Origin of the sequence: Microbispora corallina (assembly GCF_016863035.1) — a bacterium.
Lineage (GTDB): Bacteria > Actinomycetota > Actinomycetes > Streptosporangiales > Streptosporangiaceae > Microbispora > Microbispora corallina.
The window spans coordinates 1-24,043 of record NZ_BOOC01000066.1; the positions used below are offsets into that span (position 1 = coordinate 1).

Genomic DNA, 24,043 nt, shown 5'->3' on the forward strand with positions numbered 1-24,043 from the left:
GGTCACCTCGACCGCCACGTGGACGCAGATCCGCGACTACGCCACGTCGAAGGGCCTCGGCCGGCTCGCCTTCTGGTCGGTCAACCGCGACCGGCCGTGCCCGGGCGGCGGCGTCCAGGAGACCTGCAGCGGCGTCTCCCAGTCCGACTGGGACTTCACCCGCATCACGGCCGGCTTCTGACCGGCGGAAACCCCGTCCCGCGGATCGCGCCCTCGCGGCGCGGTCCGCGGGACCCCGCATGCGAGGACTGCGCTCAGCAGGCCTCCGTAGGCGAGTCCGCGGAACCTCCGCATGCGGGGGTCCCCGCTCAGCGGGCCTCGGTCCGGACGACCAGCCCGACCAGCTGGTTGGTCAGCCCCTCCCGCAGTCCATCGGCGAACATCTCCCGGGCGGGCGGCGCGCCCAGCTCGGCCGAGACCGCCGCCACGGCCTCGGGGGGCGTCGCGAACGGCCACATCCCCGCCACCAGCACGAACACCGCCCCCGCGAAGTGCGCCGCCCCGGCCTCGGTCAGCTCCGGGATCCGCTCGCGGACGAGGTCCGCCAGGCGGCCGGTGTTCTCCGTCGCCTGGCGCTTGAAGATTCGGGCGGTGCCGATCGAGACGTTGCGCTCCAGCACGGCCGCCATCGCGCTGATGAGCTCGCACAGCAGGGGACGCTCCAGGAGCGAGGCCGCGATCGCCGACGCCACGGCTGCCTCCCGGCCGTACGGGCCGGCGTCGTGCCCGTCGCCCGGCGTCCGCAGATCAGTTCCCACCTCGTCGAGCCACGCCGACCAGGCACGTCCGAGGACCTCCAGGAAGATCGCCTCGCGGCTGTCGAAGTAGCGCAGCACGTTCGACTTGGCCAGGCCCACCCGCTCGCTCAGCTCGGTGAGGCTGATCTCGGCGATCGGCCGCTCCCCCAGCAGCGCCGAGGCGACGTCGAGAATCGCGCGCCGCCGCTCCTCCACCTGCTCGGGCCGGCGCGCCCGCTGGAAGGCCGCTCTCGTCGACATCACGTCACAAGGTTATCAGACCGCCGTTCTCTTGTTAAAAGACTGCCGTTCCGTTACTGTCCCGTCGTACGAGACCGAGTCCAGGGAGGACCTCATGGCACGCACGCCCACCGACGTCGCCGTTCCCGATCTGACGGGCCGCCTGGCGGTCGTCACCGGCGCGAACAGCGGGATCGGCTTCGGCCTCACCGGACGCCTGGCGAGGGCCGGGGCCGAGGTGATCCTCGCCGTCCGCAACCGCGAGAAAGGCGCCCAGGCCGTCGAGCGTGTCACCGCCGAGGTGCCCGGCGCCAGGCTCGGCCTGCGCGACCTCGACCTGTCCTCGCTCGACAGTGTCGCGGCGCTCGGTGAGACGCTCACCGCCGAGGGGCGGCCGATCGACATCCTGGTCAACAACGCCGGGATCATGACCCCGCCGCGGCGGGAGGAGACGCGGGACGGCTTCGAGCTGCAGTTCGGCACCAACCACCTCGGCCACTTCGCCCTCACGGCTCATCTGCTGCCCCTCCTGCGGGCCGCCGGGACGGCCCGGGTGGTGGCGGTGAGCAGCCTCGCCGGCAGCTGGGGCCGCCTCGACTTCGACGACCTGCAGAGCGAGAAGAGCTATCGGCCGTTCCGGGTGTACGGCGCCTCGAAGCTGGCCACGCTGATGTTCGCCCTGGAGCTCGACCGGCGCAGCCGCAAGGCCGGCTGGGGGATCCTCGGCGCCGCCGCCCACCCGGGGGCGACCGTCACCAACCTCCAGATCACCGGCCCGCAGATGGGACGCCGGTCGCCGGGGCCGGTCATGGCCGTCACCCGCGCCTTCTACCGGGTGCCGTGGTTGTGGCAGCAGATCCCCACAGGCATCCTGCCCGCCCTGTACGCGGCGACGAGCCCGGCAGCCGAGGGCGGCGCGTACTACGGCCCGGCGGGCTTCGCCGAGCTCACCCGCGGGTTCGCCACGGCCAGGATCCCGCGCCGGGCCCTCGACGAGGCCGCCGCCGCCCGGCTGTGGGCCGTGTCCGAGCGGCTGACCGGCGTCGCGTATCCCGAGGTCCGCCAGGCCTCGGCCTGACCGCCGCCGGCCCCCGCTGGGAGGTCAGGCCCGCCGGGCAGCGATCGCGGCGTCTCGCACTATCGCCAGATTGATCACCCGCTGTCACCATATGGGAATGAGAGGCTGGGCCGGCTGGCGGCGCGTCGCCCTTCCCGTCGCGGGGCTGGCCGCCGTCGGCGGGATCGGCTACGGGCTGACGAAGCTGTCCGCCTCCAGCGCGGCGGCCAACTGGGCGCAGCTCGCGAGCGTCGCGCTCGGCGTCTTCGCCCTGGCCCCTCCCCTGGTCAGCACGTGGCGGCAGCGGCCGCCTGGCGGGACGAGCACCGTCGAGCAGATCGACCGCGCCGAGCGGGCGCTGCGCGTGCTGGTGCACGAGCAGTGGCGCGAGGAGATCGTCATCCGCGAGCTCGACGAGCCGGTCCGGTTGCCGGTCCGCTGGAAGATCTCCGGCCTCGACGTGATGGACCAGGACGAACGCGTCGACGGGCTGCGGCTGCTGCGCTCCTGGTTCGGCTTCGGGCGGATGCGGTTCGACGGGCGCACCGATCGCATGCCGGAGCTGGCGGGACGCTTCCGCAAGCTCGCCCGGCGCCGGCTGGTGATCCTCGGCGAGGCCGGCATGGGCAAGACGACATTGGCCGTCCTGCTGCTCAGCGAGCTCCTGCGGGAGCCTCAGCCCGGCGACCCGGTTCCCGTCCTGCTGTCGATGTCCGGCTGGGACCCCGCGGCCGAGCCCGTCCACCGGTGGCTGGGCAGGCGGTTGCGGGAGAACTACCCGGCGCTGCGCGCCCCCGACTTCGGCCCGGACGCCGCCCGGGGGCTGGTGACGTACCGGCGGATCCTGCCCGTCCTGGACGGCCTGGACGAGCTGCCGGACGCGGTCCGGCCGAAGGTGATCATGGCCCTGAACGCCGCCTCGGCCGTCGAGGCGCTGATCCTGACCTGCCGCACGACCGAGTACCTGGCCGCCGTCGGCCCGGCCGCGGGGGCGCCGCTCACCGGCGCGGCCGTCATCGAGCCGAGGCCGATGAAGAGCTCGGACGTCATCTCCTACCTGCGTGACCGGCTCGCGCCGGACCAGCGAGCCGACTGGACCGACCTGCTGGCCGCGCTGAAGGACGACCCGGACGGCCCGCTGGCCGAGGCCCTGTCCACCCCGCTCGTCGTGTGGCTGTTGCACAAGGTCTATGTCGAGACCCGGGCGAACCCGGCCCCCCTGTGCGACGACGAGCGCCTCCCGACGGCGGCCGCGGTCACCGACCACCTGCTCGACAACCTCGTCCAGGCGACGTTCGCGGCCGCCCCGCCGGACGACGACCCGTACGAGCAGCACGAGCACGACCATCCGTTCCGGCCGCGGCGGGCGTGGGACCCTGAGGCGGCCCGGCGCTGGCTGTCCTTCGTCGCCCATCACATGTCCGCGACCGGCACCAGGGACTTCCGCTGGTGGCACCTCCATCGGTCGGTCTCACGGCGCTGGAGCATCCTGGTCGGCGGCGTGTCCATCGGCCTGACGGTCGGGGTGACGGTGGGGCTGGTCAGCGACGCCGTGGTGGCGCTGCGCAGCCCGCACGCGGGCAGCCTCTGGGACGCCCTGCTGTTCGGGCTCGCCGGAGGGCCGGTCGGCGGGCTCGTCGGCGGGCTCACGGGCGGCCTCATCCTGGAGCGCCTGAAGGGGTACACGCTGGAGCCGGCGTACGCCAACCTCCGCCGGCGGGGCGACGTCCGCAGGCTGGCCGGGCAGCTCGCGCTCGGGCTGGCCACGGTCCTCCCGGTCGGCATGATCGCCGCGTTCGCCCTGTGGCGGGTGTCCGGGGTCGCCTCGGAAATCGGCGGCCTCGCCCTCTACGGGCTCGTCGTCGGCGCCATCGGAGGCGTCACGCTCGGGCTGAACAAATGGGTCACGACTCCCCTGACCAGCGACCGGCCGCAGGGCCCCCTGATCACGCTCCGGCGGGACCTCCAGCTCGTGTACGGCCGCTCCCTCACGTTCGGGACGGCGCTCGGCCTGGCCTTCGGCATCGCGGGCACGCTGGTCAACGGGTTCTCCGGGCTGCTGCGCGGCGCCGAGGCCGGCGTCGCCTTCGGGCTCGCGGGCGGCGTGGTGTTCACGCTCACCTTCGGGTTCACCGGCGCCAGCTCGATCTACCTCGTCGCCGTCGCCATGCTCCACGCCCGCGGCCGTCGCGTCCCGCTCCGGCTGACGGGCCTGCTGGAGGACGCCCACCGGGTCGGCCTGCTCCGCCAGGCGGGCCCGGTGTACCGGTTCCGGCACGAGAAGCTCCAGGATCGGCTGGCCCACCTCTACGATCAGGCGGATCCGGCCAGGCCGAAGTAACGGGCCGCGACCATGCTGTGCAACGGGAACGCCAGCTCCCGCGGGCCGTCGATCACCAGCCACTCGCTCGTCTCGGCGGTGCGGACGACCGGCGGGAGGGCGTCCGCGGTCGTGCGCGGTCCGACGCCGAAGATCAGCACGGTGCCGTCGGGCGCGCTCAGCGCGTCGAACAGCCGCACGCCGGCCGCGTCGACGACGACGCCCGTCTCCTCGCGAAGCTCCCGTACGGCCGCCTGCTGCCAGCTCTCGCCGACGTCGATGAAGCCGCCGGGAAGGGCGAGCAGGCCGCGGTGCGGCTCGACGTCCCGCCGGACCACGAGCAGGCCGTCGTCCACCGGGAGCACCATCACGGCGACCGGCAGGGGGTTGAGGTAGCTGGTGCCGCCGCACTCCTGGCAGGTACGCGGCCAGGGCACGCCGGGGGCGTAGGCCGCTCCGCAGAAGGAGCAGTGGGAGTTCCTGATCGCCACGAGGGCGAGGGTAGCAACACGCGGGTGCGCGGGCACGGCCCGCCGATCGCTAGCCTGAAGCGCGATGAACCGTTTGACGACGTCGAGGGGCGCGTTCGACCTCGCCCGATTCCCGGAGGACCCCCTCGACCCGTTCCGCGCGTGGGACGCCGCCGACGAGTACCTACTGCGGCACCTCGACGGGATCGACGCCGGGCCCGTGGACCTGTCCGGCACGGTGGTCGTGCTGGGCGACCGGTGGGGCGCCCTGGCCACCGCGCTCGCCGCACACCGTCCCGTGCAGATCGGCGACTCCTTCCTCGGCCGGGAGGCGACCCGGGCGAACCTGCGGCGCGCCGGGGCGGCGGACGACGCCGTACGGCTCCTGACGACCAGGGACGAGCCGCCCGGCCGCATCGACGTGCTGCTGGTCCGGGTGCCCAAGAGCCTCGCCCTCCTGGAGGACCAGCTTCACCGCCTCGCCCCCCGCCTGCACGAGGGCGCCGTGGTCGTCGGGGCGGGCATGGTGACCGAGATCCACACCTCGACGCTGCACCTGTTCGAGCGCGTCCTCGGGCCGACCAGGACGTCGCTGGCGGCGAAGAAGGCCCGTCTGATCTTCTGCTCCCCGGACCCGGGGCTGCCGAGTGACCTTCGTCGACGAGTCCTACCAGGCCCTGGCCTCGGCGGAGGCGACGTTCCTGGCAAACGGAGGGCACGCGGGCCGGGCGGCGTTCCTCGCCGCCGACGGCATGTCGTCCGTGCCGCCCGGCACGGTCGACCTGGTGCTGAACAACCCGCCGTTCCACTCGCACCGCGCGACGACCGACGCGACGGCCTGGCGGATGTTCAACGGGTCGCGGGCGGCGCTGCGCCGTGGGGGCGAGCTGTGGGTGGTCGGCAACCGGCACCTCGGCTACCACGTGAAGCTGCGCCGGCTCTTCGGCAACTGCGAGGTCGCCGCCAGCGACCCGAAGTTCGTCGTCCTGCGCGCCGTGAAGCGCTGAACAGGGAAAATGACGGCAATGCCGGTTGTGAGGGCATACCGCCGCTGCCAAGACTGAGGGCATGGGAACCGAGACGGTCCACGCCGATCTGCTGGTCATCGGGTTCGGCAAGGGCGGCAAGAGCGTGGCCGCGAGGATGGGGCGCCTCGGCAGGCGCGTGGTCCTCGTCGAGCGGTCCGACCAGATGTACGGAGGCACCTGCCCGAACGTGGGGTGCGTGCCGACGAAGGCCCTCGTCCACCACGCCGAGATGAGGCGGCCCGACGACCCGGCGCGGGAGTGGTACGCGCACGCGGTCGAGGAGGTGCAGGCGCTCACCGCCAAGTTCCGCGCCGGCAACTACGAGTCCTTCAACGACCTCGACACGGTCACCCTGATCACCGGCCGGGCGGAGTTCGCCGGCCCCCACACCGTGACGGTCGAGACGGACGGTGACCGGATCACGGTCACGGCGGACACCATCCTGATCAACACGGGCGCCGAGCCGATCGTCCCCGACATCCCCGGCCTGCGGGCCAGTCCACGCACCCTGACCAGCGCCGACCTCATCCGGACGACGGCGCTGCCCGACCGGCTCGCGATCCTGGGCGCCGGCTACCTCGGCATCGAGTTCGCCTCGATCTACCGCCGGTTCGGGTCGGAGGTGACCGTGTTCGAGACCTCGGAGCGCATCCTCGGCCGCGAGGACGGCGAGGCGGTCGAGGCCGTCGAGCGCATCCTCGCCGAGGACGGCGTCGAGATCCTTACGGGCGCGCGGGTCACCGAAGTCCGCGACGCCGCGTCCGGCGCGACCGTGGTCTACGAGAAAGACGGGCGGCCGCAGACGATCGAGGCCGACGCGATCCTCGCCGCGGCCGGCCGGGCTCCCGCGACCCGCGGCCTCGGGCTGGAGGCCGCCGGCGTCCGCACCACCGAACGGGGCGCGATCGAGGTCGACGAGCACCTGCGGACGAGCCGGCCGCACATCTACGCCCTGGGGGACGTCCACGGCGGCCCGCAGCACACGTACCTGTCGCTCGACGACAGCCGCATCGTGATGGACCAGCTCACCGGGGAGGGCCGGCGATCGACCGACGACCGGGTGGCGATCCCCCGCACGCTGTTCACGACCCCGCCGCTCGCGGCCGTCGGGCTCACCGAGGAGGCGGCCAGGCGGGCGGGCCGGCGCGTGAGGATCGCCTGCGAGCGGGTGGCCGACATCACCGCGATGCCGCGCGCGTACATCGTCGAGGACACCCGCGGGCTGATGAAGTTCGTGGTCGACGCCGGCACCGACGAGATCCTCGGCGCCACGCTGCTGAGCGTGGACGCCCAGGAGATGATCAACACGGTGGCGCTCGCCATGCGGCACGGGGTGACGGCGTCCGAGCTCAGGGACGCCGTCTACACCCACCCCACGTCCACCGAGGCGTTCAACGAGGTCCTCGCGACCGTCGTCCGCGTCGACGAGCCGGGGACGGCGGGCGCCTAACCCTCGTCCGGCGCGCCGGGCGGCCGGGCGAGGACGGACACGGCCCCCTTGGCCTCGAAGACGGCGAGGTGGACGTCGGCCGGGCCGTGATGGCCGTGCTGGCGGAGCACGGCCGCCAGGTCGGCCTCGGTGAGGCCGCAGCGGCGCAGGTTGCGCCGGTTCACCTCCCCGTCGCGGATCAGCACACGCAACGGAGGGTCGACCAGCCGGCCGAGACCCGGCAGGAACCGCAGCCGGGTGACGGCCGCGTGGGCGCCGAGCAGGGTGAGCAGCGCCGCCGAGCCGGTCAGCCACGAGGCGTCGGTCGCGGTGGCGGTCCGGCCCACGAGCGCGCCGACCGCCACGGCCGCCACCCAGTCGAACGGCGCGAACTCGGCCATCGTGCGCCGCTCGGTGAGGCGGAAGGCCACGGCGGCGGTCAGGAACAGCGCGACCGCCTTGACCGCCGCGTACACGGCCAGGTGCCAGTCGCCGATGAGCGCGTCGCCGAAGCCGTGCACGTCACGTCGCCGCCGGCCCCGGCGCCGGGGACGCAACCGTCACGAGGACCCCCCAACCCGGTCGTGGGACGCCCTGACGCGGGCGCCTGGGTGCAGCCTCCCCCTGCCGGTGCGCGCGGAAACTGTCAGGGAAGCGTGACGAAGTAGCCCAGGAACTCGCGCGCCGAGGCCGAGTCGAGCCGGTAGTCGCTGTTGGTGGAGGAGCAAGCGTCGCCGTCCCCACTGATCGTCGTCGCGACGAGGAGGTGCGAGTCGGGTCCGCCGAGGAAGTTCGGGCCGCCCGAGTCGCCGTAGCAGGTCCCGCCGCCGTCGTCGCCGGGCGACAGCTCCAGCCACCGCCGGCCGAGGCTCTTGAAGGAGATGGACGTCCGGTACCGGGAGTCCGTGTACTGGAACTGCGGCCCGTCCTTGCCCCTGAGCGGCGTCAGCGAGCCGTACCCGACGGGCGTGAACTGCGACTCGTCCAGCTCACCTGAGTCGAGCAGCCGGTCGAGCAGGCCGGCCTCGGGGAGGACGGCCGGCACGATGCCGGTGACCGGCCGGTCGAAGAGGACGACCGCCATGTCGTACGGGTCGGACTCGTTCTTGTACCGCGGGTCGGCCAGGAAGCGGCCGGTGTGGACCGCGTCCCCCGGCTTGTAGTGGGCGGCGAACGCCACCTTGGCCGTCTTCTGCGCGTGCTCCCCGCAGTGGGCCGCGGTGAGCAGCACGGTCGGCGAGACCAGCGTGCCCGTGCAGTAGGACCACGTGCCGTCCCGGTACGGCTTGTCGCCGATGAGGGCGCCCACCTCGGGGTGCCCCACCCCGTCAGGGGTGCCGTTCGTGATGGCCCAGGCGCGGGGGGCGACGCCCAGAAGCACAGCAAAAACTATGACAAAGGGGACAAAACGCATTCACGAACTGTACGTGGCCCTACCCGCCGGATGCCAATGCCAGGGAAGGATCTACGAACTCTCTACCGAGGTCAGAAGAGGGTGAGCGGCTCGGCCGGGAGGGGTTCCGGCAGGGGGTCGACCTCGGGAACCCGGGCCCGGACCTCGTCGTGGAACCGCCGCGCCAGCGTCAGCGCGTCGGCGTTGTCGGGCGTGTGGACGAACACGGTCGGCGACCGGCCCTCACGCAGCCAGCCGGTCACGGTCTCGACCCAGAACCCCCAGCCCTCCACGGTGCGTTCGGCGGAGTCGCGGCCGATATAGCGCACGATCGGGCGGTCGGTCAGGGCGGACGAGCGGCGCGGCAGACGCGGCTTCCTGGTCCAGGCCTCCCGCTCGGCGTCGCTCGTCGGGGGGCTCCGGAAGAGCACGGTCGTGTCGAACGGCACCCACTCGGCGCCCGCGTCCACGAGGACCCGTTCGAGCAGCCCCTCCGCGTCGTCGAAGAACGCGCGGTGCCGCACCTCGACGGCGCACCGGTACGCGCCGGGCACCCGGCGCAGGAACCCGGCGAGCGACCCGAGATCCCCCGGCCCGAACGACCCGGGCAGCTGGACCCACAGCGCGTGCGCCCGCGGCCCGAGCGGCTCGATCGCGTCCAGGAACGCGTGAAGCTCCTCGTCGGCGCCGGCGAGGCGGCGCTCATGGGTGATGGTCTTGGGCAGCTTCACCACGAACCGGAAGTCGGGATCGGTCTGCCGGGCCCACGACTCCACCGTGCTCCTCGTGGGGGTCGCGTAGAACGTCGTGTTCCCCTCCACGGCGTTGCACCAGGTCGCGTACGCCCGCAGCCGCTCGCCCGGAGGGAGCGGGTGGGGCAGGAGGCGCCCCTGCCACGGCGCGTGCGTCCACATCGCGCATCCCACATGAAGCCGCATGCCCCGACGCTACCCAAAGCCCGGCGACCACCGTGATCGATGCCTCTATGTGGGGACTCGCTAGTGTTGCCCCGACGCGTTCGGGATCAGCGGGAGGATCGATGGGTTTCAGGCTTGAGGGGCCGGTCCTGGAGGGCGGGCTCGTGCGCCTGGAGCCGCTGGACCACCGTCACGCGGCCGACCTGGCCGTGGCGGCGGAGGAGGACAGGAGCTCGTACGCGTTCACGTGGGTCCCCCGGGCCGCCGAGGTCGGGGCGTACATCGACGCCCAGCTCGCCCGCGCCGCCACCGGGAAGCTCGCGCCGTACGCGCAGGTAGCGACGTCCTCCGGGCGGGCGGTCGGGGCCACGGCCTTCTGGGACCCCCGGATGTGGCCCGACGGCGACCGGCTGTGCGCCGTGGAGGTCGGCTTCACCTGGCTCGCCGCGTCGGCCCAGGGCACCGGGCTGAACGTCGAGTCGAAGCTCCTGCTGTTCCGCCACGCCTTCGAGGAGTGGGGCGTCGCGCGGGTCGACCTGAAGACGGACGCCAGGAACGCCCGCTCCCGTGCCGCGATCGAGAACGCCGGCGCCCGGTTCGAGGGCGTCCTGCGGAACTGGTCCCAGTCGTGGGCGCCGGGGGAGGACGGCCGGCTCCGCGACTCCGCCGTCTTCTCGATCATCGACTCCGAATGGCCCGAGTGCCGCGCGAGGCTGGAACTGCGCCTGGCCCGGGCGCTGGAGCGACACCCCGCCCGCTGAGCCGGCGGTCCGCTCCGACCCGGCCGCCGGCCTACGCCGCCGAGCGGTCGGCGAGCGGACGGCGGCGCCGCGCGGGGTCCGTCAACACCGGCGGCCGCCACGCACCGTCGGGCCGGTAGACATCGGTCCCCGGGGGCACGATCACGTCGAGCCGGTCCAGGGTCTCGTCGTCCAGCGTGAGCGAGGCGCCCTTCAGCAGGCCGTTGAGCTGGTCCTCGGTCCGCGGACCGAGGATCACCGAGGTGACCGCGGGGTGGGCGGCGGCGAACGCGACGGCCAGTTGAGGGAGCGTGCAGCCCAGGTCGTCCGCCACTTCCACGAGCCGCTCCACGATGTCCAGCTTCGCCGCGTTCACCGGCAGCGTGGGGTCGAACCGAGCCGGGGTCAGCGCCGCGCGGCCGGAGGCCAGATCGACGGGCCGCCCCTTGCGGTACCTGCCGGTCAGGAACCCCGAGGCCAGCGGACCCCAGGTCAGCACGCCCATGCCCAGCCTCTGGCACACCGGCAGCACGGACGCCTCGACCCCGCGGGCCAGCAGCGAGTACGGCGGCTGCTCGGTCCGGAACCGCATCAGGCCACGGCGATCCGCCACGTGGTAGGCCTCGACGACGTCCTCGGCGGGAAAGGTCGAGCAGCCGAAGGCGCGGATCTTGCCCTGGTGCACCAGGTCGGTCAGCGCCGACAACGTCTCCTCGACGTCCGTGGTGTGGTCGGGACGGTGAACCTGGTACAGGTCGATCCAGTCGGTGTCCAGGCGCCGCAGGCTCTCCTCAACCTCCCTGACGATCCACCGCCGGGAGTTGCCGCCGCGGTTGGGGCCCTCACCCATCGGGAAGTGCACCTTCGTGGCCAGCACGACCTCGTCGCGGCGGCCCCGCAGCGCCTTCCCGACGATCTCCTCCGACTCGCCCGCCGAGTACATGTCGGCGGTGTCGACGAAGTTGATCCCTTGGTCGAGAGCGGCCTGGACGATGCGGGCGCACGCGTCGTGATCGGGATTGCCCACGGCCCCGAACATCATCGCCCCCAGGCAGTGGACGCTCACTTCGATGCCGGTGCCGCCCAGGACGCGGTAGCGCATGTCGTTACTCCTCAGCCGTCGGAAGGCGATCACCCTGCACTCTAGAATCTGGAGTCGGCTCCAGGGCAAGCGTGGCCGCCGGCCCGTCACCCGAGGTCACCGGACGGGTGGTACGGGCGCCGGCTGACGGCTGCGGCGCATCGCTGGCCTTCGCACGGGCGGGGGCGGACAATGCGCACGAGAAGGTCGTCGCGCATCACCGGGAGGCCGGGCATGACCACGATCAGGCGCCGGGCCGGGGCCCTCGGCGCACTCGCCCTGCTGGCCGCGTGCTCGTCCCCGCCGCCGGCGTCCCAGGCCCCGCGGCCGTCGTCGGGCGCGTGCGTCTCCGCGGTCACCCGGGACGCGCTGCCCACCTGGGCGAGGGGCGGATTCAGCGACGACGGGACGGGCACGCCCCACGTGTTCGGCGAGCGCGGAGACATCGTCGCCGTGCTGTTCAACTATCCGCCGGTGGCGTCCACCGATCCCGACGTCGCCAACAAGATCCTGTGGGTCTCGCGGGTGCCGCAGCGGCCCATGGACCCGCTGAAGATCAGAGCCGTGCTGGACGGGACGAGCACGTCGGTGGCCCGCCAGATTGACGGCGGCCCCGGCCCGTCGTCGGTCAACCTGCCAAAGGCGGGCTGCTGGCGGCTGACCCTGACGTGGTCGGGACACACCGACGCCATGGCGCTCCGCTTCAGCTGATCACGCCGCACCCGCCCGAGAGCGTGGCGGCCGGCAACCAGCCGTCAGGCCCCGTACCCGCCGGAAAAGCGGCGGCGGCCGGAACCGGCCCTCGGGCCACGTCCCGGCCGCCGCTCGCGCGCCTGCCGTGTCCGCCGCTGCGGATCAGTCGGTGCCGGCCTCCATGGCGGCGTGGTCGAGCAGCTCGTCGTCGGCCGGGACCTCTCCACGAGAGGCGATCGCCTCGGCGCCGCCCTCGGGCATCGCGCCGATCAGCCCCGTCGAGGCCGCCTGCGCGGCGCCGATGAGCGCCGGCTGCTGGCTGCCGACCATGCCGACCCTGGCGTACTGCTCCAGCTTGGCCCGGGAGTCGGCGATGTCGAGGTTGCGCATGGTCAGCTGGCCGATGCGGTCGACCGGGCCGAAGGCGGAGTCCTCCGTCCGCTCCATCGAGAGCTTGTCGGGGTGGTAGCTGAACGCCGGCCCGGAGGTGTCAAGGATCGAGTAGTCCTCACCGCGCCGCAGGCGCAGCGTCACCTCGCCGGTCACCGCCATCCCGACCCAGCGCTGCAGGGACTCGCGCAGCATCAGCGCCTGCGGGTCGAGCCAGCGGCCCTCGTACAGCAGCCTGCCCAGCCGCCGTCCCTCGTTGTGGTAGCTGGCGAGCGTGTCCTCGTTGTGGATCGCGTTGACCAGACGCTCGTACGCCGCGTGCAGCAGCGCCATCCCCGGCGCCTCGTAGATGCCCCGGCTCTTGGCCTCGATGATGCGGTTCTCGATCTGGTCGGACATGCCGAGGCCGTGCCGTCCGCCGATGGTGTTGGCCTCCAGGACCAGGTCGACGGCGGTGGGGAACTCCTTGCCGTTGATCGTCACCGGCCGCCCGTACTCGAAGCCGATCGTGACGTCCTCGGGCGCGATGTCCACGGCGGGGTCCCAGAACCGCACGCCCATGATCGGGTCGACGATCTCGATGCCCGTGTCGAGGTGCTCGAGCGACTTGGCCTCGTGGGTCGCACCCCAGATGTTCGCGTCGGTGGAGTACGCCTTCTCGGTGCTGTCCCGGTAGGGCAGGTCGCGGGCGAGCAGCCACTCCGACATCTCCTTGCGGCCGCCGAGCTCGCTCACGAAGTCGGCGTCGAGCCACGGCTTGTAGATCCGCAGGGAGGGGTTGGCGAGCAGGCCGTACCGGTAGAACCGCTCGATGTCGTTGCCCTTGAAGGTGGAGCCGTCGCCCCAGATCTGCACGTCGTCCTCGAGCATCGCGCGCACCAGCAGGGTGCCGGTGACGGCCCGCCCGAGCGGCGTGGTGTTGAAGTAGGCGCGGCCACCGGACCGGACGTGGAACGCCCCGCAGGCCAGGGCCGCCAGCCCCTCCTCCACGAGGGCCGCGCGGCAGTCGACCAGGCGGGTGACCTCCGCGCCGTACGCCGTGGCGCGCCCGGGCACCGAGGCGATCTCGGGCTCGTCGTACTGACCGATGTTGGCGGTGTAGGTGCAGGGCACTGCACCCTTCTCGCGCATCCACGCGACCGCAACCGAGGTGTCGAGACCGCCGGAGAAAGCGATCCCGACCCGTTCGCCGACAGGCAGAGAGGTGAGCACCTTGGACACAAGTAGAAGTTATACACGCTCATGCATGAACATGCAACGCTGACATCGGATCGCCCGGTGGCCCCGGAGCTGAGCAGCAGGACCAGGATCACCTGAGTACGAGAACGGATGGCGCGCGAAACGCCCTGGTCCCAGGCTTGACGTATGGAGACGAGCACACAGAGGGCGACGGCCTTCCCCGTTCTGCGCCTGGCGTCGGCCGCCGTTCCCGGCGCGGTTTCCGGAGCCGTGATCGGCCCGGAGATGTCGGCGATCCTCGGCCTGCGCGTCGGCGGCCTGGCGGCCGTGGGCGCTCCCCTCGGCGCCGTCGCCGGCGTCCTGATCGGCGTGGCGGCGCGGGCCCTGCTCGGACAGGGCACGCGCCACCCCGGGCGTGCGGGGCATCGGGCCTCCTGGGCGACCGTCTCGGCGGCCGGCCTCCTGGTCGCCGGCGGGGTGTCGGCAGCCGTGCAGTGGGACGCGGCCCGCCGCCAGACCGTGGAAATGGACGGCATTCTCGTCCTGGTCCTCCTCCCGCCGGCCGCGATCCTCGTCGCCGCCCTGGTGACGCTGGCGGTGGGCGTCCTGCGCCGGAGGGCCGCCGCCCGCTGGGCCGCGGTCGTCGCGTCCGTCTGCGCCGGCGCCGCCGCCTGCGCGCGGTTACTGGGCGAGCTGTCCCCTCTGACGACCCCGGATCCGATGGAGTGGAGGATGTCCGTCCTCCAGGCGGCGCTCCTCGTGGCGGTCTCCGTCGCAATCACGGCCCTTCTGCTGTCACCGGCCGCGCGCCGCGACTTCCTTGCCGGCGGCGGGCCCGCCGCGCCGAGTTCGAACGGATGATCCCGCGACGCAGAGCGGTCGCCCGTTGCGCTTCCCGGCGCTGGACGTCGGTTGCGGCCGATTCCGATGAAGAGCGCGTCGGGGCGAACACCCACGACGTCGTGGCGATCTCATGCCAGACTGGCCGTTCAGGGCGCCAATGGGACGAAGGGGGATGTCTCAGGTGGGCTTGGAGATCGAGAGCCGATCGTCCGACTCGCCGTACATCGAGCGGGTGTGGCGGAGCAGGAGCCACGACGTCGAGCGGATGACGTCGGTCGCGACGGCCCACTGGGATCTGGTCTTCTGGGAGCACCGCGGTCAGGTCAGCGCGTCCGTGCAGGGGCCGGAGTCGAGGGCGGGGGTCGCGCCGGTGCCCGAGGACGCCACGTTCTTCGGGATCATCTTCGCGCTCGGCACGTCGATGCCCCACCTTCCGCTCCACCGGCTCGTGGACGGGGCCGCCGAGATCCCCGACACGACCCGCAGGTCCTTCTGGCTGAAGGGGTCCACCTGGCGCCGTCCCGACTACGACAACGCCGAGGAGTTCGTACGGCGGCTGGCGCGCGAGGGCATCCTGGAGGTCGACCCGGTCATCGCCGGCGTGCTTCGCGGCGCCCCCCCGGACGTGTCCGAACGGACCGTCCAGCGGCGGTTCGTCGCGGCCACCGGCCTCACCCGCGGCGCCGTCCGGCAGATCGACCGCGCCAGGCGGGCCGCGATCCTGCTGCAGGAGGGTGTCCCGGCCCAGGACGTGACCCATCGGCTCGGATACTTCGACCAGCCCCACCTGGCCCGGTCGCTGACCCGTTACGTCGGGCGGACCGCCACGCAGCTGAGCGAGCGGGGCCCGGCGGAGCCGCTGTCGCTTCTGTACAAGACCTGAGGGTCGCCGCCCGCCTATCCTCCCTGTCGCAGCCATGTCATGAGACAAAGGAGCAGAGCAATGGGCAATATCGTCGCCAACTTCTTCATTTCTCTGGACGGCGTGGTCGAGTCGCCGGACCAGTGGCACTTCCCGTACTTCAACGACGAGATGGGCGCCGCGGTCGGAGCGGGAGTGCAGCGGGCCACGGGGTTCCTGATGGGCCGGAAGCTGTACGACGAGTGGTCCGCGTACTGGACGACGACCGACCAGGACCAGGACTTCGCCGCGTTCATCAACAACGCGGACAAGTACGTCGTGTCGAACACCCTGGAGAAGGCGGACTGGAACAACACCACGGTCCTCTCCGGCGACGTCGCCGCCGCCAGACTGCGCGAGATCAAGGAGCAGACCGACGGCGCCCTCCAGATGTCCGGCTCCGCGACGACCGTGCGGTGGCTTCTCGCCAACGGGCTGCTCGACGAGCTGAACCTGCTCGTGCACCCGATCGTCGTCGGCCACGGCCAGCGGCTGTTCGAGGACACCCCGACCCACAAGCTGAAGCTGGTCACGTCGGAGACGTTCAAGACCGGTGTGCTCAACCTGAGCTACGTGCCGGACGCCGGCTGACCGATTTCCCCCGGCCGCATGGGCCCGGCTCGGTTAGAGTCGGTGCCCATGACGGGCGAACCCTGGCTCCTGGGCGGCGACCTGAAGGTGTCGCGCATCGGGTACGGCGCGATGAAGCTGACCGGTTGGCCGAGGGGTGACCGGCCCGGGAGGGAGACGGCCCTCGCCGTCCTGCGCCGGGCCGTGGAGCTCGGGGTGAACCACATCGACACCTCGAACTACTACTCCCGTGACGGGGTGGCGGCCAACGAGCTGATCCGGGAGGCGCTGTCCCCCTACCCGGACGACCTGGTCATCGTGACCAAGGTGGGATCGCTGGTCGAGGGCTCCGACATCGCCCTGCCCCCGGGGGAGAGGACCGGGCTCACCCCCGGCGGGCTCCGCCGCGGCGTCGAGGCGAACCTGAGCTCGCTCGGCCTCGACCGCCTCGACGTGGTGAACCTGCGGATGGGCGATCCCGATCAGACCGAGATGCCCCTGGCCGGGCCCCTGGAGACCCTGCTCGCACTGCGCGAGGAGGGCCTGATCCGCCACATCGGCGTCTCCAACGTCACCGCGGCCGCGTTCGCCGAAGCCCGCACGATCGCGCCCATCGCCTGCGTGCAGAACCTCTACAACCTGTCCCGCCGCGACGACGACCCAATCGTCGACGCGTGCGCGGAGGCGGGCATCGCCTATGTCCCCTTCTTCCCGGTGGGCGGTTTCCAGCCGATCACCGCGAAGCACCTGGACGCCGTCGCGGCCCGCCACGGCGCGACCATGCCGCAGGTGGCGCTGGCCTGGCTGCTGGCCCGGTCGCCCAACATCCTGCTCATCCCCGGCACCGGGTCGCCGGAGCACCTGGACGAGAACGTCGCCGCCGGCGCGCTGCGGCTGACCGTCGACGACCTGGCCGAGCTCGCCGAGGACGTCGCGTAGCGCTCTCCGTCAGGAGGACGGCCGCTCGGCGGGGAACAGGATCGCGCTCAGGAGGTCGCCGAGGTCCACATCGGCGGCACCGGGCATCGGTGGCTTCGACCACGCCGCAGAAGGGCCGGGCGTCCCCACGATCACGATCACCGGTGTGGCGTTCTGCGGGAACGTCGTCGTCGTACGCCGTTCCGCCGACGCGTGAAGCCGGCCAGGCGGACGGGCAATCCCGTTGAGATGGAGCTGCGCGACCGCTTTCATAAGATCAACCAGCCGGGAAGGGGAAGACGTGGCGAACCGTGCGTAACCGCATGAGACCGTCCAACGCCCGCGATGGCGGAGACCGGCTCAAGCTTCACCGGCACGATCTGCGGGCCGACGGCCGCGACTACACGGTGATCACGCTTCGGCCCGGCACCCGCGTCCGGTTCTCGACGAACTTCCACCACGAGACCTGGCACATCCTCTCCGACCTGCATGGCGCGCTCCTGCTGAGCCGCCTGCTGTGGGGCCTGTCCTTCCAGCGGCGACCCGGCACGGTCGTGCTCATCGATCGGCGGTTCATCTGCCCCAACCCGTTCGACGCCGAACAGGGCTCTCCCATTGCCCTTGTGCCCGCCGATGTGACGCATCTGCCGGCGCGTTCCGGCCGCCTCCTCATCCGGGGCCTCCCCGTACCGAGAGAGGCGCGCGGGACGGTGCGGTGGCAGACCTGGGGTCTCGACGCGGCGGTCCGCGAGTGGCGCGATCAGCGGGACGGCGGCACCTGGTGGCAGAGATGGCGTCCCCACGAAGACGTCCGGGCCGCCGAGGTGACGAACCCGGGCGGCCTGGTCACCGTACGGGCCTCGTCCTCCCTGCTCCGCAGCTGGGCCGTCAGCGTGGCGACGATGCACGACCATGCGCACGTTCGCGCAACTCCTCGGGAAGCCTGAAGGAGACCCTTGGAGAATGTGTGCCCTCGCCCGTTAGTGACGGACGGCCTGGGCGACTGCGCGAAAGCCCGCGCCGAGCAAGAGGGCAAGAGCGTGTCCGCGCTCGCGCGGAAGCCTTTGAGCAATTCCTCAGAGCGGAATGAGCACGCGACCCACAGGTCGTGACCCCCGAAGCCGGAGTGCCTCGCCGACGCATGAGCCGCGTTGATGTCACGCTCCGGCAGCCATTCCAGCAAGTGACGGCGTCCACGCGGCGGCTCATGTCGACCCGCTGATGCCTCTGGCCAGGGGGGCGCGCCAGCCGTACCGCATGGCGAGAATGCGGAGCGTGAAGGCGAGCACGGCCGAGGACAGGGTGGCGGCGAATCCCCGTACGCCCAGCGTGTACAGCACGGCCATCGCCGTCGAGCCGAGCATCGCCGGCACGGCGTAGAGCTGGCGATCGTAGAGCAGGGTCGGCCTCTGGCCGGACAGGACGTCCCGGATGACGCCGCCGCCGACGGCGGTGCAGACCCCGAGGAACACGGCGTGCATAGGCGCGAGTCCGTAGTAAAGGGCCTTGGTGGTCCCGACGGCGCAGAACAGGCCGAGGCCCGCCGCGTCGAAGACGAGCACCCCGGGCATCGCCCGCTCGACCTGCCGGTGCCAGAAGAAGGCGATGACCGTGGCCGCGACCGGTACGAGGAGATATCCCGCGTCCCGGAACGCGGCGGGCTGCACGCCGATGAACAGGTCACGCATGACGCCGCCCCCGACGGCGGTGAAGAACGCGAGCACCACCATGCCGACCACGTCGAACCGTTTGCGCACGCCCTCCAGCGCGCCGGACAGGGCGAAAACGAAGACTCCGGCGAGGTCGAGCAGGGGTGTCACAGCCGTGCAGTCTCCCATAAGCCCTGCTCATCGCCACATACTGCCCCAAGGCCAACAATCCGACGATCACTTCGTGGAGCGGCTTGAGTCTCGAGTGGCTCGAAGGTGCAGGCTCGTCCTCGTGAGTGACGGAACAGAGCTGTACACCGTAGGCCAGATCGCTCGACGTACCGGTCTTTCTGTGCACACCATCCGCTTCTGGTCCGACAGCGGCCTGATCGTGCCCACTGACCGGTCGGCCGGCGGGTACCGCCTCTACGACGCCGCCGCCGTGGCCCGGTTCGATCTGGTCCGGACCCTGCGCGAGCTCGGCATCGGGCTGGAGGCCGTCCAGAAGATCATGGCGCGGCAGGTCACGGTGGCCGAGGTGGCCGAGGCACACGCCCGAGCGTTGGACGCGGAGATCACAGCTCTGAAGCTTCGCCGTGCCGTACTCCGCACGATCGCGAAGCGCGGCGGCACAACCGAGGAGACGATGATGACGCACAAACTCGCCCACCTGTCCGCCGCCCGGCGTCAGCAGGTCGTCGACGAGTTCATCGAGAACACGTTCGCCGGGATCACGCTGGACGACGACGCCAAGGTGGTCGCGGAGTGGATGCGGGAGCTGCCGGACGATCCGGCGCCACGCCAGATCGACGCCTGGATCGAGCTGGCCGACCTCGTCGCCGGCGAGGACTTCCGGCAACGGCTCCGGCGGATCGCGCTCATGGGTGCCTCATCGGCGGCGTCGCGCCACGGGTACGAGCTCCGGTCGCTTGCCCTGGAGCACGCCAACCGGGCGATGACCGAGTCGGTCGCGCCGGACTCGGTCGAGGGCCGGACCGTTCTGAACCAGATCGTCAAGCCCGATCTGCCCGCCGACGAACGCGGCGACCTGCATCGGTGGCTTGAGACCGTCGCCGACGACCGGGTGGAGCGCTACTGGCAGCTGATAGCCGTCCTTAACGGGCATGAGCCCGCTCCGTCCGCCATGCCCGCCCTCACCTGGCTGATCGCCGCTCTTCGCGCCCACGGGTGAGCCGCCCTCAGCGCGTGCGGCGCATGGCTTGACGACCAAGGCTAATGAGGTTAGCTTTACAGCTATCAGCTTTAGCCATGGAGGCCATTGTGACCGAGTACCTGGAGATCGAGGGCGGACGGCTCGCGTACGACGTGACCGGCGAAGGCCCGCTGGTCGTGCTGTCCCACGGCATGGGCGACGGCCGTGAGGCCTACCGCTTCCTCACAGCCAGGCTCGTGGCCGCCGGATATCGCGTCGCCAAGGCCGACCTGCGCGGTCACGGCGAGTCGACCACCGGCTGGTCGTCCTACACCCGCACCGACACCGCCAACGATCTGCTCGCCCTCATCCGCCACCTGGGCGGGCCGGCGGTCGTGGTCGGGCATTCCTTCTCCGGCGGCTCGGCCACCATCGCGGCGGCGCTCGATCCGCATCTGGTCACCGCGGTGGTCGAGATCGGCCCGTTCACGCGGGCGCAGAAGGCGGACCTGGGCGGCCTGCTGCGCGACGGCCGGCACCGGAAGGGGATGATGCTCCTGATGGCGACAGGAGTGTTCCGCAGCGTGAGGATGTGGAGGCGGTACCTCGACCACGCCTACCCCGGCGACAAGCCCGCCGACTACGACGCCTACATGGTCGCTCTGGAGCAGGCGTTGCGCCGCCCGGGCCGGATGGGCGTGGTCGGCAAAATGGGCATGTCCACGCCGACCGACGCCGGCGCCCAGCTCCGGAACCTCCGGGTGCCCGCCCTGGTCGTCATGGGCACGCTGGATCCCGACTGGCGCGACCCCCGGGCCGAGGCGGAGGGCATCGTCGCGGACATGCCGGCCGGGCGCGGCGCGATCGCCATGATCGACGGCGCGGGCCACTACCCCCACGCGCAGTTTTCCGACACGGTCGCCGACGTCATGCTGCCGTTCCTGAAGGAGCACGCCCGTGGCTAGGGCGGGCCTGTCGCCGGACGCGATCGTCGATCTCGCGCTGCAGATCATCGACGAGGAGGGACCGGCCGGGGTCACCCTGTCGGCGGTGGCCGGACGCGCGGGCGTCGCCACGCCGTCCCTCTACAAGCACGTGCGCAACCTCGCGGAGGTCAACACGCTGGTGTCCATCCGCGTCATGGATGAGCTGGCGGACAGGGCCCGCGAGCTTGTGCTCGGCCTCTCCGGAGCCGAGGCGCTGCACGCGTTCATGAACGTCTGGCGGGAGTACGTCAGGAGCAACCCCGGCCGGTACGCCGCCATGATTCAGGCAGCCCAGCCGGAGCTGGCCGAGGCGGGCGGGCGACTGGTCGACATCCTCCTCGCCCTGCTCCGGGGGTACGGGCTTGAGGGCGCGGACGCCATCCACGCGGCGAGGTGCGTGCGGTCGGCCGTGCACGGCTTCGCCGTCCTTGAGGCCGCAGGCGGGTTCGGGCTTCCCGTCGATCTGGACGACAGCTACGAGCAGCTCAAACGCATGATCATCTCAGGGCTGCCGAAGACCGACCGACCGCACGTGTGAGCACACCGAATTCCCGCGCGCCCGCCGACAGCCGGCCTGTCAGAGGAATCGATAACCTTCCCGGCCATGACCGATCTGGGCTTCCTCGAGCCGACCCGTTCCTCCTACGACGCTGTGGCTGCCCGCTACTCCACGCTCTTCGTCGACGATCTGCCCGGGCAGCCGGTGAAGCGGAGCCTGCTGACGCTGTTCGCCGAGCTGGCATCCGGGCCGACGGCCGATGTGGGGTGCGGGCCGGGGCACGTGACGGCGTTTCTGCGCGGGCAGGGGCTGGATGTGTTCGGGGTCGATCTGTCGCCCGGTATGGTCGAGCAGGCTCGGGCCAACTATCCGGAGCTGCGGTTCGAGGTTGGCTCGATGACCGGCCTCGATCACCCCGCCCGGAGCCTGTCGGGCCTCAACGCCTGGTTCTCGACCATCCATATCCCCGACCGGAGACTGCCGGCCGTGCTGACCGAGTTCCGCCGGGTACTGGTTCCGGGAGCACCGCTGATGCTCGCCTTCCAGGTCGGCGACGGCCCGGAGCATTTCACCGAGGCGTGGGGCCACGAGGTCGACCTGGTCCTCCACCGACGTCGCCCTGAGACGGTCACGGCGATGCTGGCCGAGGCCGGATTCCGTGTCCTGTTGACGACGGTCCACGAGCCGGACGCCACTCAACCGAGGAAACAAGCCGCATATCTGATCGCCCGCAGGCTTGAATGACCCGTTCGATCACTTCTTGAGTAGTGCACAGGCCCAGCGATCACGGCCGGTCCCCTCGTCGGCTCCGTCCTCCTCGCAGCTGCCGTTCTCGGCCGGGCACGGCCGGGAGATGCGAGGAGGACGGGAGCACTGCTACCAGCCTCCCCGATGACGGCCTGCTGCCGCTCCGGTGGCCGTCACGGCTGGGCGAACCGCAGGTGTCGTCGCTCGGCCAGCTCCTCCGCGCCGACCACGGTTAGAACCGGGGTACCCGGCGGCGCGAACATGGTCACGACCAGCTGCGACTGCGCGTCCGGAAGGTTGTTGGCGCCCTGGTAGTGGATCACGTCGCCTCCGGGCTCGAACAGGGCGTCACCGGCCTTGAGCACCCGAGGCGGCTGCCCCTCCAGCTCGAAGAGGATCTCGCCCTCGGTCACGTAGCCGAAGAGCGGCCCGGGGTGCCGATGCGGCGGCGCGCCGGGGTCGCCGGGCGGCAGGGTGACCCGGATGGTCCTGGCCTCGGTGCCGGCCGGGATCCGGGCAGTCGCCTCCGGCAGGGTCGCGATCACCTCGACGCCCGGGGGCAGGTGTGCGTGCTCAGCGCTCATGCATTCCTCCAAACAGCAGGGAGTGTCCACAGTGAGGACCAGACGGCCTCCCCCGTTTGTGACAGCCCTGCACGGCGAACCCGCCCGGAGTCGCGCCTGCCTCAGGCAGAAGACCTCAACGGGATGTGGTGCCTCACGACCTGGTGCTCCCAGCTGCCGCCGGGCCGGCGGGCCGACCTGCGCCGGCTCGGTGTCAGTTGTCGACGGCCTGGTAGAGCGTGGTCCAGAAGTCGTGGATGAGCTGCGTCGAGTCCGGGGTGGACGCCCCGACCTGGGTGAGCAGGATGCCCGTGAGCTGGTTGGCCGGGTCGGCGTAGGTCGCGGTGCCGCTTCCGCCGTCCCAGCCGAACTGGCCGACGGGCGCGTAGTCACCGCGGTAGGTGCGCACCGCCATCCCGAATCCCCAGCCGCCCTGCTGCCCTTGGCCGTGCGACACGTGGACGTTGCCGGTGGCCATGGCGTTGCGGGCGGCGTTCTGCTCGGGCGTGAGGCGGTTGGTGGTCATCAGCTCGACGGCGGGCCGCGACAGGATCCGTTCGCCGCCGTGCATCCCGCCGTTCAGCAGCATCCGGAAGTAGGCGTGGTAGTCGTCGGCGGTGGAGTTCAGCCCGCCGCCGCCGCTCGGGAACGCCGGAGGCTTGCTGTGGCGTCCCCCCTCGGCCTCGTCCCACACGAGGAACTCCCCGGTCTGCGGGTGGGGAGCGTAGAGGGGCGGGAGCCGGTCGAGCCGGTCGGCGGGCACGTGGAAGCCGGTGTCCCGCATGCCCAGCGGCTCGAAGACGCGTTCGCTCAGGAACTCCTCGAACGGCCGGCCGGTGACCCTGGCCACCAGCACGCCGAGCAGGTCACTGCTGATGTGGTACTGCCAGCGCTCACCGGGCTGGTACATCAGCGGCAGCTCGCCCAGACGGCGCATCCACTCGTCCGGCTCGGGCATGGGCACCGGCAGGTTGGGCGTGAGCCCCTGCTCGAAGACCGCGTTCATGATCGGGGTGCCCAGTGACGTCATGTCCATGCCGAGCCCGAACGTGGAGGTCAGCACGTCCCGAACGGTGATCGGCCGCCGCGCCGGGACGGTCTCGTCAAGCGGGGCGTCGATCCGCTTGAGCACCTGCCGGTCGGCCAGCTCCGGCAGCCACGGCTCCACCAGGTCATCCAGCCGCAGCCGGCACTCGTCCAGCAGGACCATCGCCGCCGCGATCGTGACCGGCTTGGACGTGGAGGCCATCCGGAAGATCGTGTCGCGGCGCATCGGCGCGCCACCGTCATGACGCATCGTCCCGATCGCCTCGACGTGCGTCTCGTCGCCCTGGCCGACCAGGGCGACAAGCCCGGGAATCCTCCCCGAATCGACATATCGCGCCAGCACCTCACGCAGTCTGCGCAGCCCTGCTTCGGGGAAGCCGCCCTTGGTACGTCCCATCTGAATCTCCTTACGCGTGGTTTCGATCTCTGCGAGACCCGCTCACGGCATTCACCGTCGCCGGCCGCTCTGATACCGGGCCGCCGCTGACCCGCT

Annotated in this window: 26 protein-coding genes and 2 pseudogenes; 17 read left to right on the forward strand and 11 right to left on the reverse strand. The window is 71.7% G+C overall.

Translation table 11 applies throughout. The features are described 5' to 3' along the window. Positions 1-181 (forward strand): annotated as a pseudogene (locus Mco01_RS37730) (chitinase); the annotation flags it as partial. Between the two features lie 127 nt (positions 182-308). Here the strand turns inward: Mco01_RS37730 and Mco01_RS37735 are convergent. Continuing rightward, positions 309-998 (reverse strand): TetR/AcrR family transcriptional regulator, encoded by a 690-nt coding sequence (locus tag Mco01_RS37735; RefSeq protein ID WP_239104222.1) that lies wholly within the window; start codon positions 996-998, stop codon positions 309-311. A gap of 94 nt (positions 999-1,092) precedes the next feature. Here Mco01_RS37735 and Mco01_RS37740 point away from each other — a divergent pair, with 94 nt between their 5' ends. Both Mco01_RS37740 and Mco01_RS37745 read left to right on the forward strand, forming a co-directional pair. Then, positions 1,093-2,055 carry an SDR family oxidoreductase gene (locus tag Mco01_RS37740; protein ID WP_204061623.1) on the forward strand — a complete coding sequence of 321 codons (963 nt, stop codon included), beginning with the start codon at positions 1,093-1,095 and terminating at the stop codon, positions 2,053-2,055. 97 nt (positions 2,056-2,152) lie between these two features. Further along, complete coding sequence (locus Mco01_RS37745) at positions 2,153-4,375, forward strand: NACHT domain-containing protein (RefSeq protein WP_204061624.1); 2,223 nt, start codon at positions 2,153-2,155, stop codon at positions 4,373-4,375. On the opposite strand, the gene Mco01_RS37750 is transcribed toward Mco01_RS37745, so the two are convergent. Beyond that, a complete protein-coding gene (locus Mco01_RS37750) occupies positions 4,348-4,845 on the reverse strand; it encodes an NUDIX domain-containing protein (RefSeq protein ID WP_204061625.1) in 498 nt (165 codons plus the stop codon). The two genes, Mco01_RS37745 and Mco01_RS37750, sit on opposite strands and share 28 nt — an antisense overlap. Positions 4,846-4,909: 64 nt before the next feature. On the opposite strand from Mco01_RS37750, the pseudogene Mco01_RS40555 reads away from it, so the two are divergent. The 3 genes and pseudogenes from Mco01_RS40555 to Mco01_RS37760 all read left to right on the forward strand — a co-directional run. After that, positions 4,910-5,398 (forward strand): annotated as a pseudogene (locus Mco01_RS40555) (23S rRNA (guanine(1835)-N(2))-methyltransferase RlmG); the annotation flags it as partial. A 73-nt stretch (positions 5,399-5,471) separates the two neighbouring features. Continuing rightward, the gene (locus Mco01_RS39600; protein WP_239104218.1) at positions 5,472-5,831 is read left to right on the forward strand and encodes a class I SAM-dependent methyltransferase; all 360 of its coding nucleotides are present in this window, start codon (positions 5,472-5,474) and stop codon (positions 5,829-5,831) included. 61 nt (positions 5,832-5,892) lie between these two features. After that, on the forward strand, positions 5,893-7,302 hold the full coding sequence (locus Mco01_RS37760; protein WP_204061626.1) for an FAD-dependent oxidoreductase: 1,410 nt from the start codon (positions 5,893-5,895) through the stop codon (positions 7,300-7,302). Here Mco01_RS37760 and Mco01_RS37765 read toward each other — a convergent pair. The 3 genes from Mco01_RS37765 to Mco01_RS37775 form a co-directional block, all read right to left on the reverse strand. Next, positions 7,299-7,802, reverse strand: coding sequence for a DUF421 domain-containing protein (locus Mco01_RS37765; RefSeq protein WP_204061627.1), 504 nt, complete (start codon positions 7,800-7,802; stop codon positions 7,299-7,301). The two genes, Mco01_RS37760 and Mco01_RS37765, sit on opposite strands and share 4 nt — an antisense overlap. A gap of 125 nt (positions 7,803-7,927) precedes the next feature. Further along, on the reverse strand, positions 7,928-8,662 hold the full coding sequence (locus Mco01_RS37770) for a trypsin-like serine protease (protein ID WP_204061628.1): 735 nt from the start codon (positions 8,660-8,662) through the stop codon (positions 7,928-7,930). Between the two features lie 104 nt (positions 8,663-8,766). Continuing rightward, entirely contained in the window at positions 8,767-9,612 is an 846-nt protein-coding gene (locus Mco01_RS37775) for a DUF72 domain-containing protein (protein ID WP_239104219.1), read from the reverse strand. A 101-nt stretch (positions 9,613-9,713) separates the two neighbouring features. On the opposite strand from Mco01_RS37775, the gene Mco01_RS37780 reads away from it, so the two are divergent. After that, a complete protein-coding gene (locus Mco01_RS37780; RefSeq protein ID WP_204061629.1) occupies positions 9,714-10,352 on the forward strand; it encodes a GNAT family N-acetyltransferase in 639 nt (212 codons plus the stop codon). A gap of 31 nt (positions 10,353-10,383) precedes the next feature. Here the strand turns inward: Mco01_RS37780 and Mco01_RS37785 are convergent, their stop codons facing one another. Then, positions 10,384-11,433, reverse strand: coding sequence for an aldo/keto reductase (locus tag Mco01_RS37785; protein ID WP_204061630.1), 1,050 nt, complete (start codon positions 11,431-11,433; stop codon positions 10,384-10,386). A 213-nt stretch (positions 11,434-11,646) separates the two neighbouring features. Between Mco01_RS37785 and Mco01_RS37790 the strand changes: the two genes are divergently transcribed. Then, positions 11,647-12,123: a hypothetical protein gene (locus Mco01_RS37790; RefSeq protein WP_204061631.1), complete on the forward strand. Its 477-nt coding sequence runs from the start codon at positions 11,647-11,649 to the stop codon at positions 12,121-12,123. A 144-nt stretch (positions 12,124-12,267) separates the two neighbouring features. Here Mco01_RS37790 and argG read toward each other — a convergent pair whose 3' ends face one another. After that, a complete protein-coding gene (gene argG / locus Mco01_RS37795; protein ID WP_204061632.1) occupies positions 12,268-13,716 on the reverse strand; it encodes an argininosuccinate synthase in 1,449 nt (482 codons plus the stop codon). 144 nt (positions 13,717-13,860) lie between these two features. Between argG and Mco01_RS37800 the strand changes: the two genes are divergently transcribed. The 4 genes from Mco01_RS37800 to Mco01_RS37815 all read left to right on the forward strand — a co-directional run bounded on the left by Mco01_RS37800 (position 13,861) and on the right by Mco01_RS37815 (position 16,927). Further along, entirely contained in the window at positions 13,861-14,535 is a 675-nt protein-coding gene (locus Mco01_RS37800; RefSeq protein WP_204061633.1) for a hypothetical protein, read from the forward strand. Between the two features lie 163 nt (positions 14,536-14,698). Beyond that, a complete protein-coding gene (locus Mco01_RS37805) occupies positions 14,699-15,400 on the forward strand; it encodes a helix-turn-helix transcriptional regulator (protein WP_204061634.1) in 702 nt (233 codons plus the stop codon). 60 nt (positions 15,401-15,460) lie between these two features. Further along, positions 15,461-16,009, forward strand: coding sequence for a dihydrofolate reductase family protein (locus tag Mco01_RS37810; RefSeq protein ID WP_204061635.1), 549 nt, complete (start codon positions 15,461-15,463; stop codon positions 16,007-16,009). A gap of 48 nt (positions 16,010-16,057) precedes the next feature. Beyond that, a complete protein-coding gene (locus Mco01_RS37815; protein ID WP_204061636.1) occupies positions 16,058-16,927 on the forward strand; it encodes an oxidoreductase in 870 nt (289 codons plus the stop codon). A 9-nt stretch (positions 16,928-16,936) separates the two neighbouring features. On the opposite strand, the gene Mco01_RS37820 is transcribed toward Mco01_RS37815, so the two are convergent. Further along, positions 16,937-17,179: a hypothetical protein gene (locus Mco01_RS37820; protein ID WP_204061637.1), complete on the reverse strand. Its 243-nt coding sequence runs from the start codon at positions 17,177-17,179 to the stop codon at positions 16,937-16,939. A gap of 50 nt (positions 17,180-17,229) precedes the next feature. Between Mco01_RS37820 and Mco01_RS37825 the strand changes: the two genes are divergently transcribed. Next, positions 17,230-17,853, forward strand: a complete 624-nt coding sequence (locus Mco01_RS37825; protein WP_204061638.1) for a hypothetical protein — start codon at positions 17,230-17,232, stop codon at positions 17,851-17,853. A 258-nt stretch (positions 17,854-18,111) separates the two neighbouring features. On the opposite strand, the gene Mco01_RS37830 is transcribed toward Mco01_RS37825, so the two are convergent. Then, complete coding sequence (locus Mco01_RS37830; RefSeq protein ID WP_239104220.1) at positions 18,112-18,726, reverse strand: trimeric intracellular cation channel family protein; 615 nt, start codon at positions 18,724-18,726, stop codon at positions 18,112-18,114. Positions 18,727-18,847: 121 nt separating this feature from the next. Between Mco01_RS37830 and Mco01_RS37835 the strand changes: the two genes are divergently transcribed. From Mco01_RS37835 to Mco01_RS37850, 4 genes are all read left to right on the forward strand, one after another. Further along, a complete protein-coding gene (locus Mco01_RS37835; RefSeq protein ID WP_204061640.1) occupies positions 18,848-19,747 on the forward strand; it encodes a helix-turn-helix domain-containing protein in 900 nt (299 codons plus the stop codon). Positions 19,748-19,836: 89 nt separating this feature from the next. Next, complete coding sequence (locus tag Mco01_RS37840; protein WP_204061641.1) at positions 19,837-20,673, forward strand: alpha/beta fold hydrolase; 837 nt, start codon at positions 19,837-19,839, stop codon at positions 20,671-20,673. Continuing rightward, positions 20,666-21,232: a TetR/AcrR family transcriptional regulator gene (locus tag Mco01_RS37845; RefSeq protein ID WP_204061642.1), complete on the forward strand. Its 567-nt coding sequence runs from the start codon at positions 20,666-20,668 to the stop codon at positions 21,230-21,232. Before Mco01_RS37840 ends, Mco01_RS37845 begins: the two co-directional genes overlap by 8 nt. 66 nt (positions 21,233-21,298) lie before the next feature. Beyond that, positions 21,299-21,937, forward strand: a complete 639-nt coding sequence (locus Mco01_RS37850) for a class I SAM-dependent DNA methyltransferase (protein ID WP_204061643.1) — start codon at positions 21,299-21,301, stop codon at positions 21,935-21,937. A gap of 176 nt (positions 21,938-22,113) precedes the next feature. Here the strand turns inward: Mco01_RS37850 and Mco01_RS37855 are convergent, their stop codons facing one another. Together Mco01_RS37855 and Mco01_RS37860 are read right to left on the reverse strand one after the other, a co-directional pair. Continuing rightward, positions 22,114-22,524, reverse strand: a complete 411-nt coding sequence (locus tag Mco01_RS37855; protein WP_204061644.1) for a cupin domain-containing protein — start codon at positions 22,522-22,524, stop codon at positions 22,114-22,116. Positions 22,525-22,717: 193 nt separating this feature from the next. Then, entirely contained in the window at positions 22,718-23,947 is a 1,230-nt protein-coding gene (locus Mco01_RS37860) for a serine hydrolase domain-containing protein (RefSeq protein WP_204061645.1), read from the reverse strand. Between the last annotated feature and the right edge of the window lie 96 nt (positions 23,948-24,043).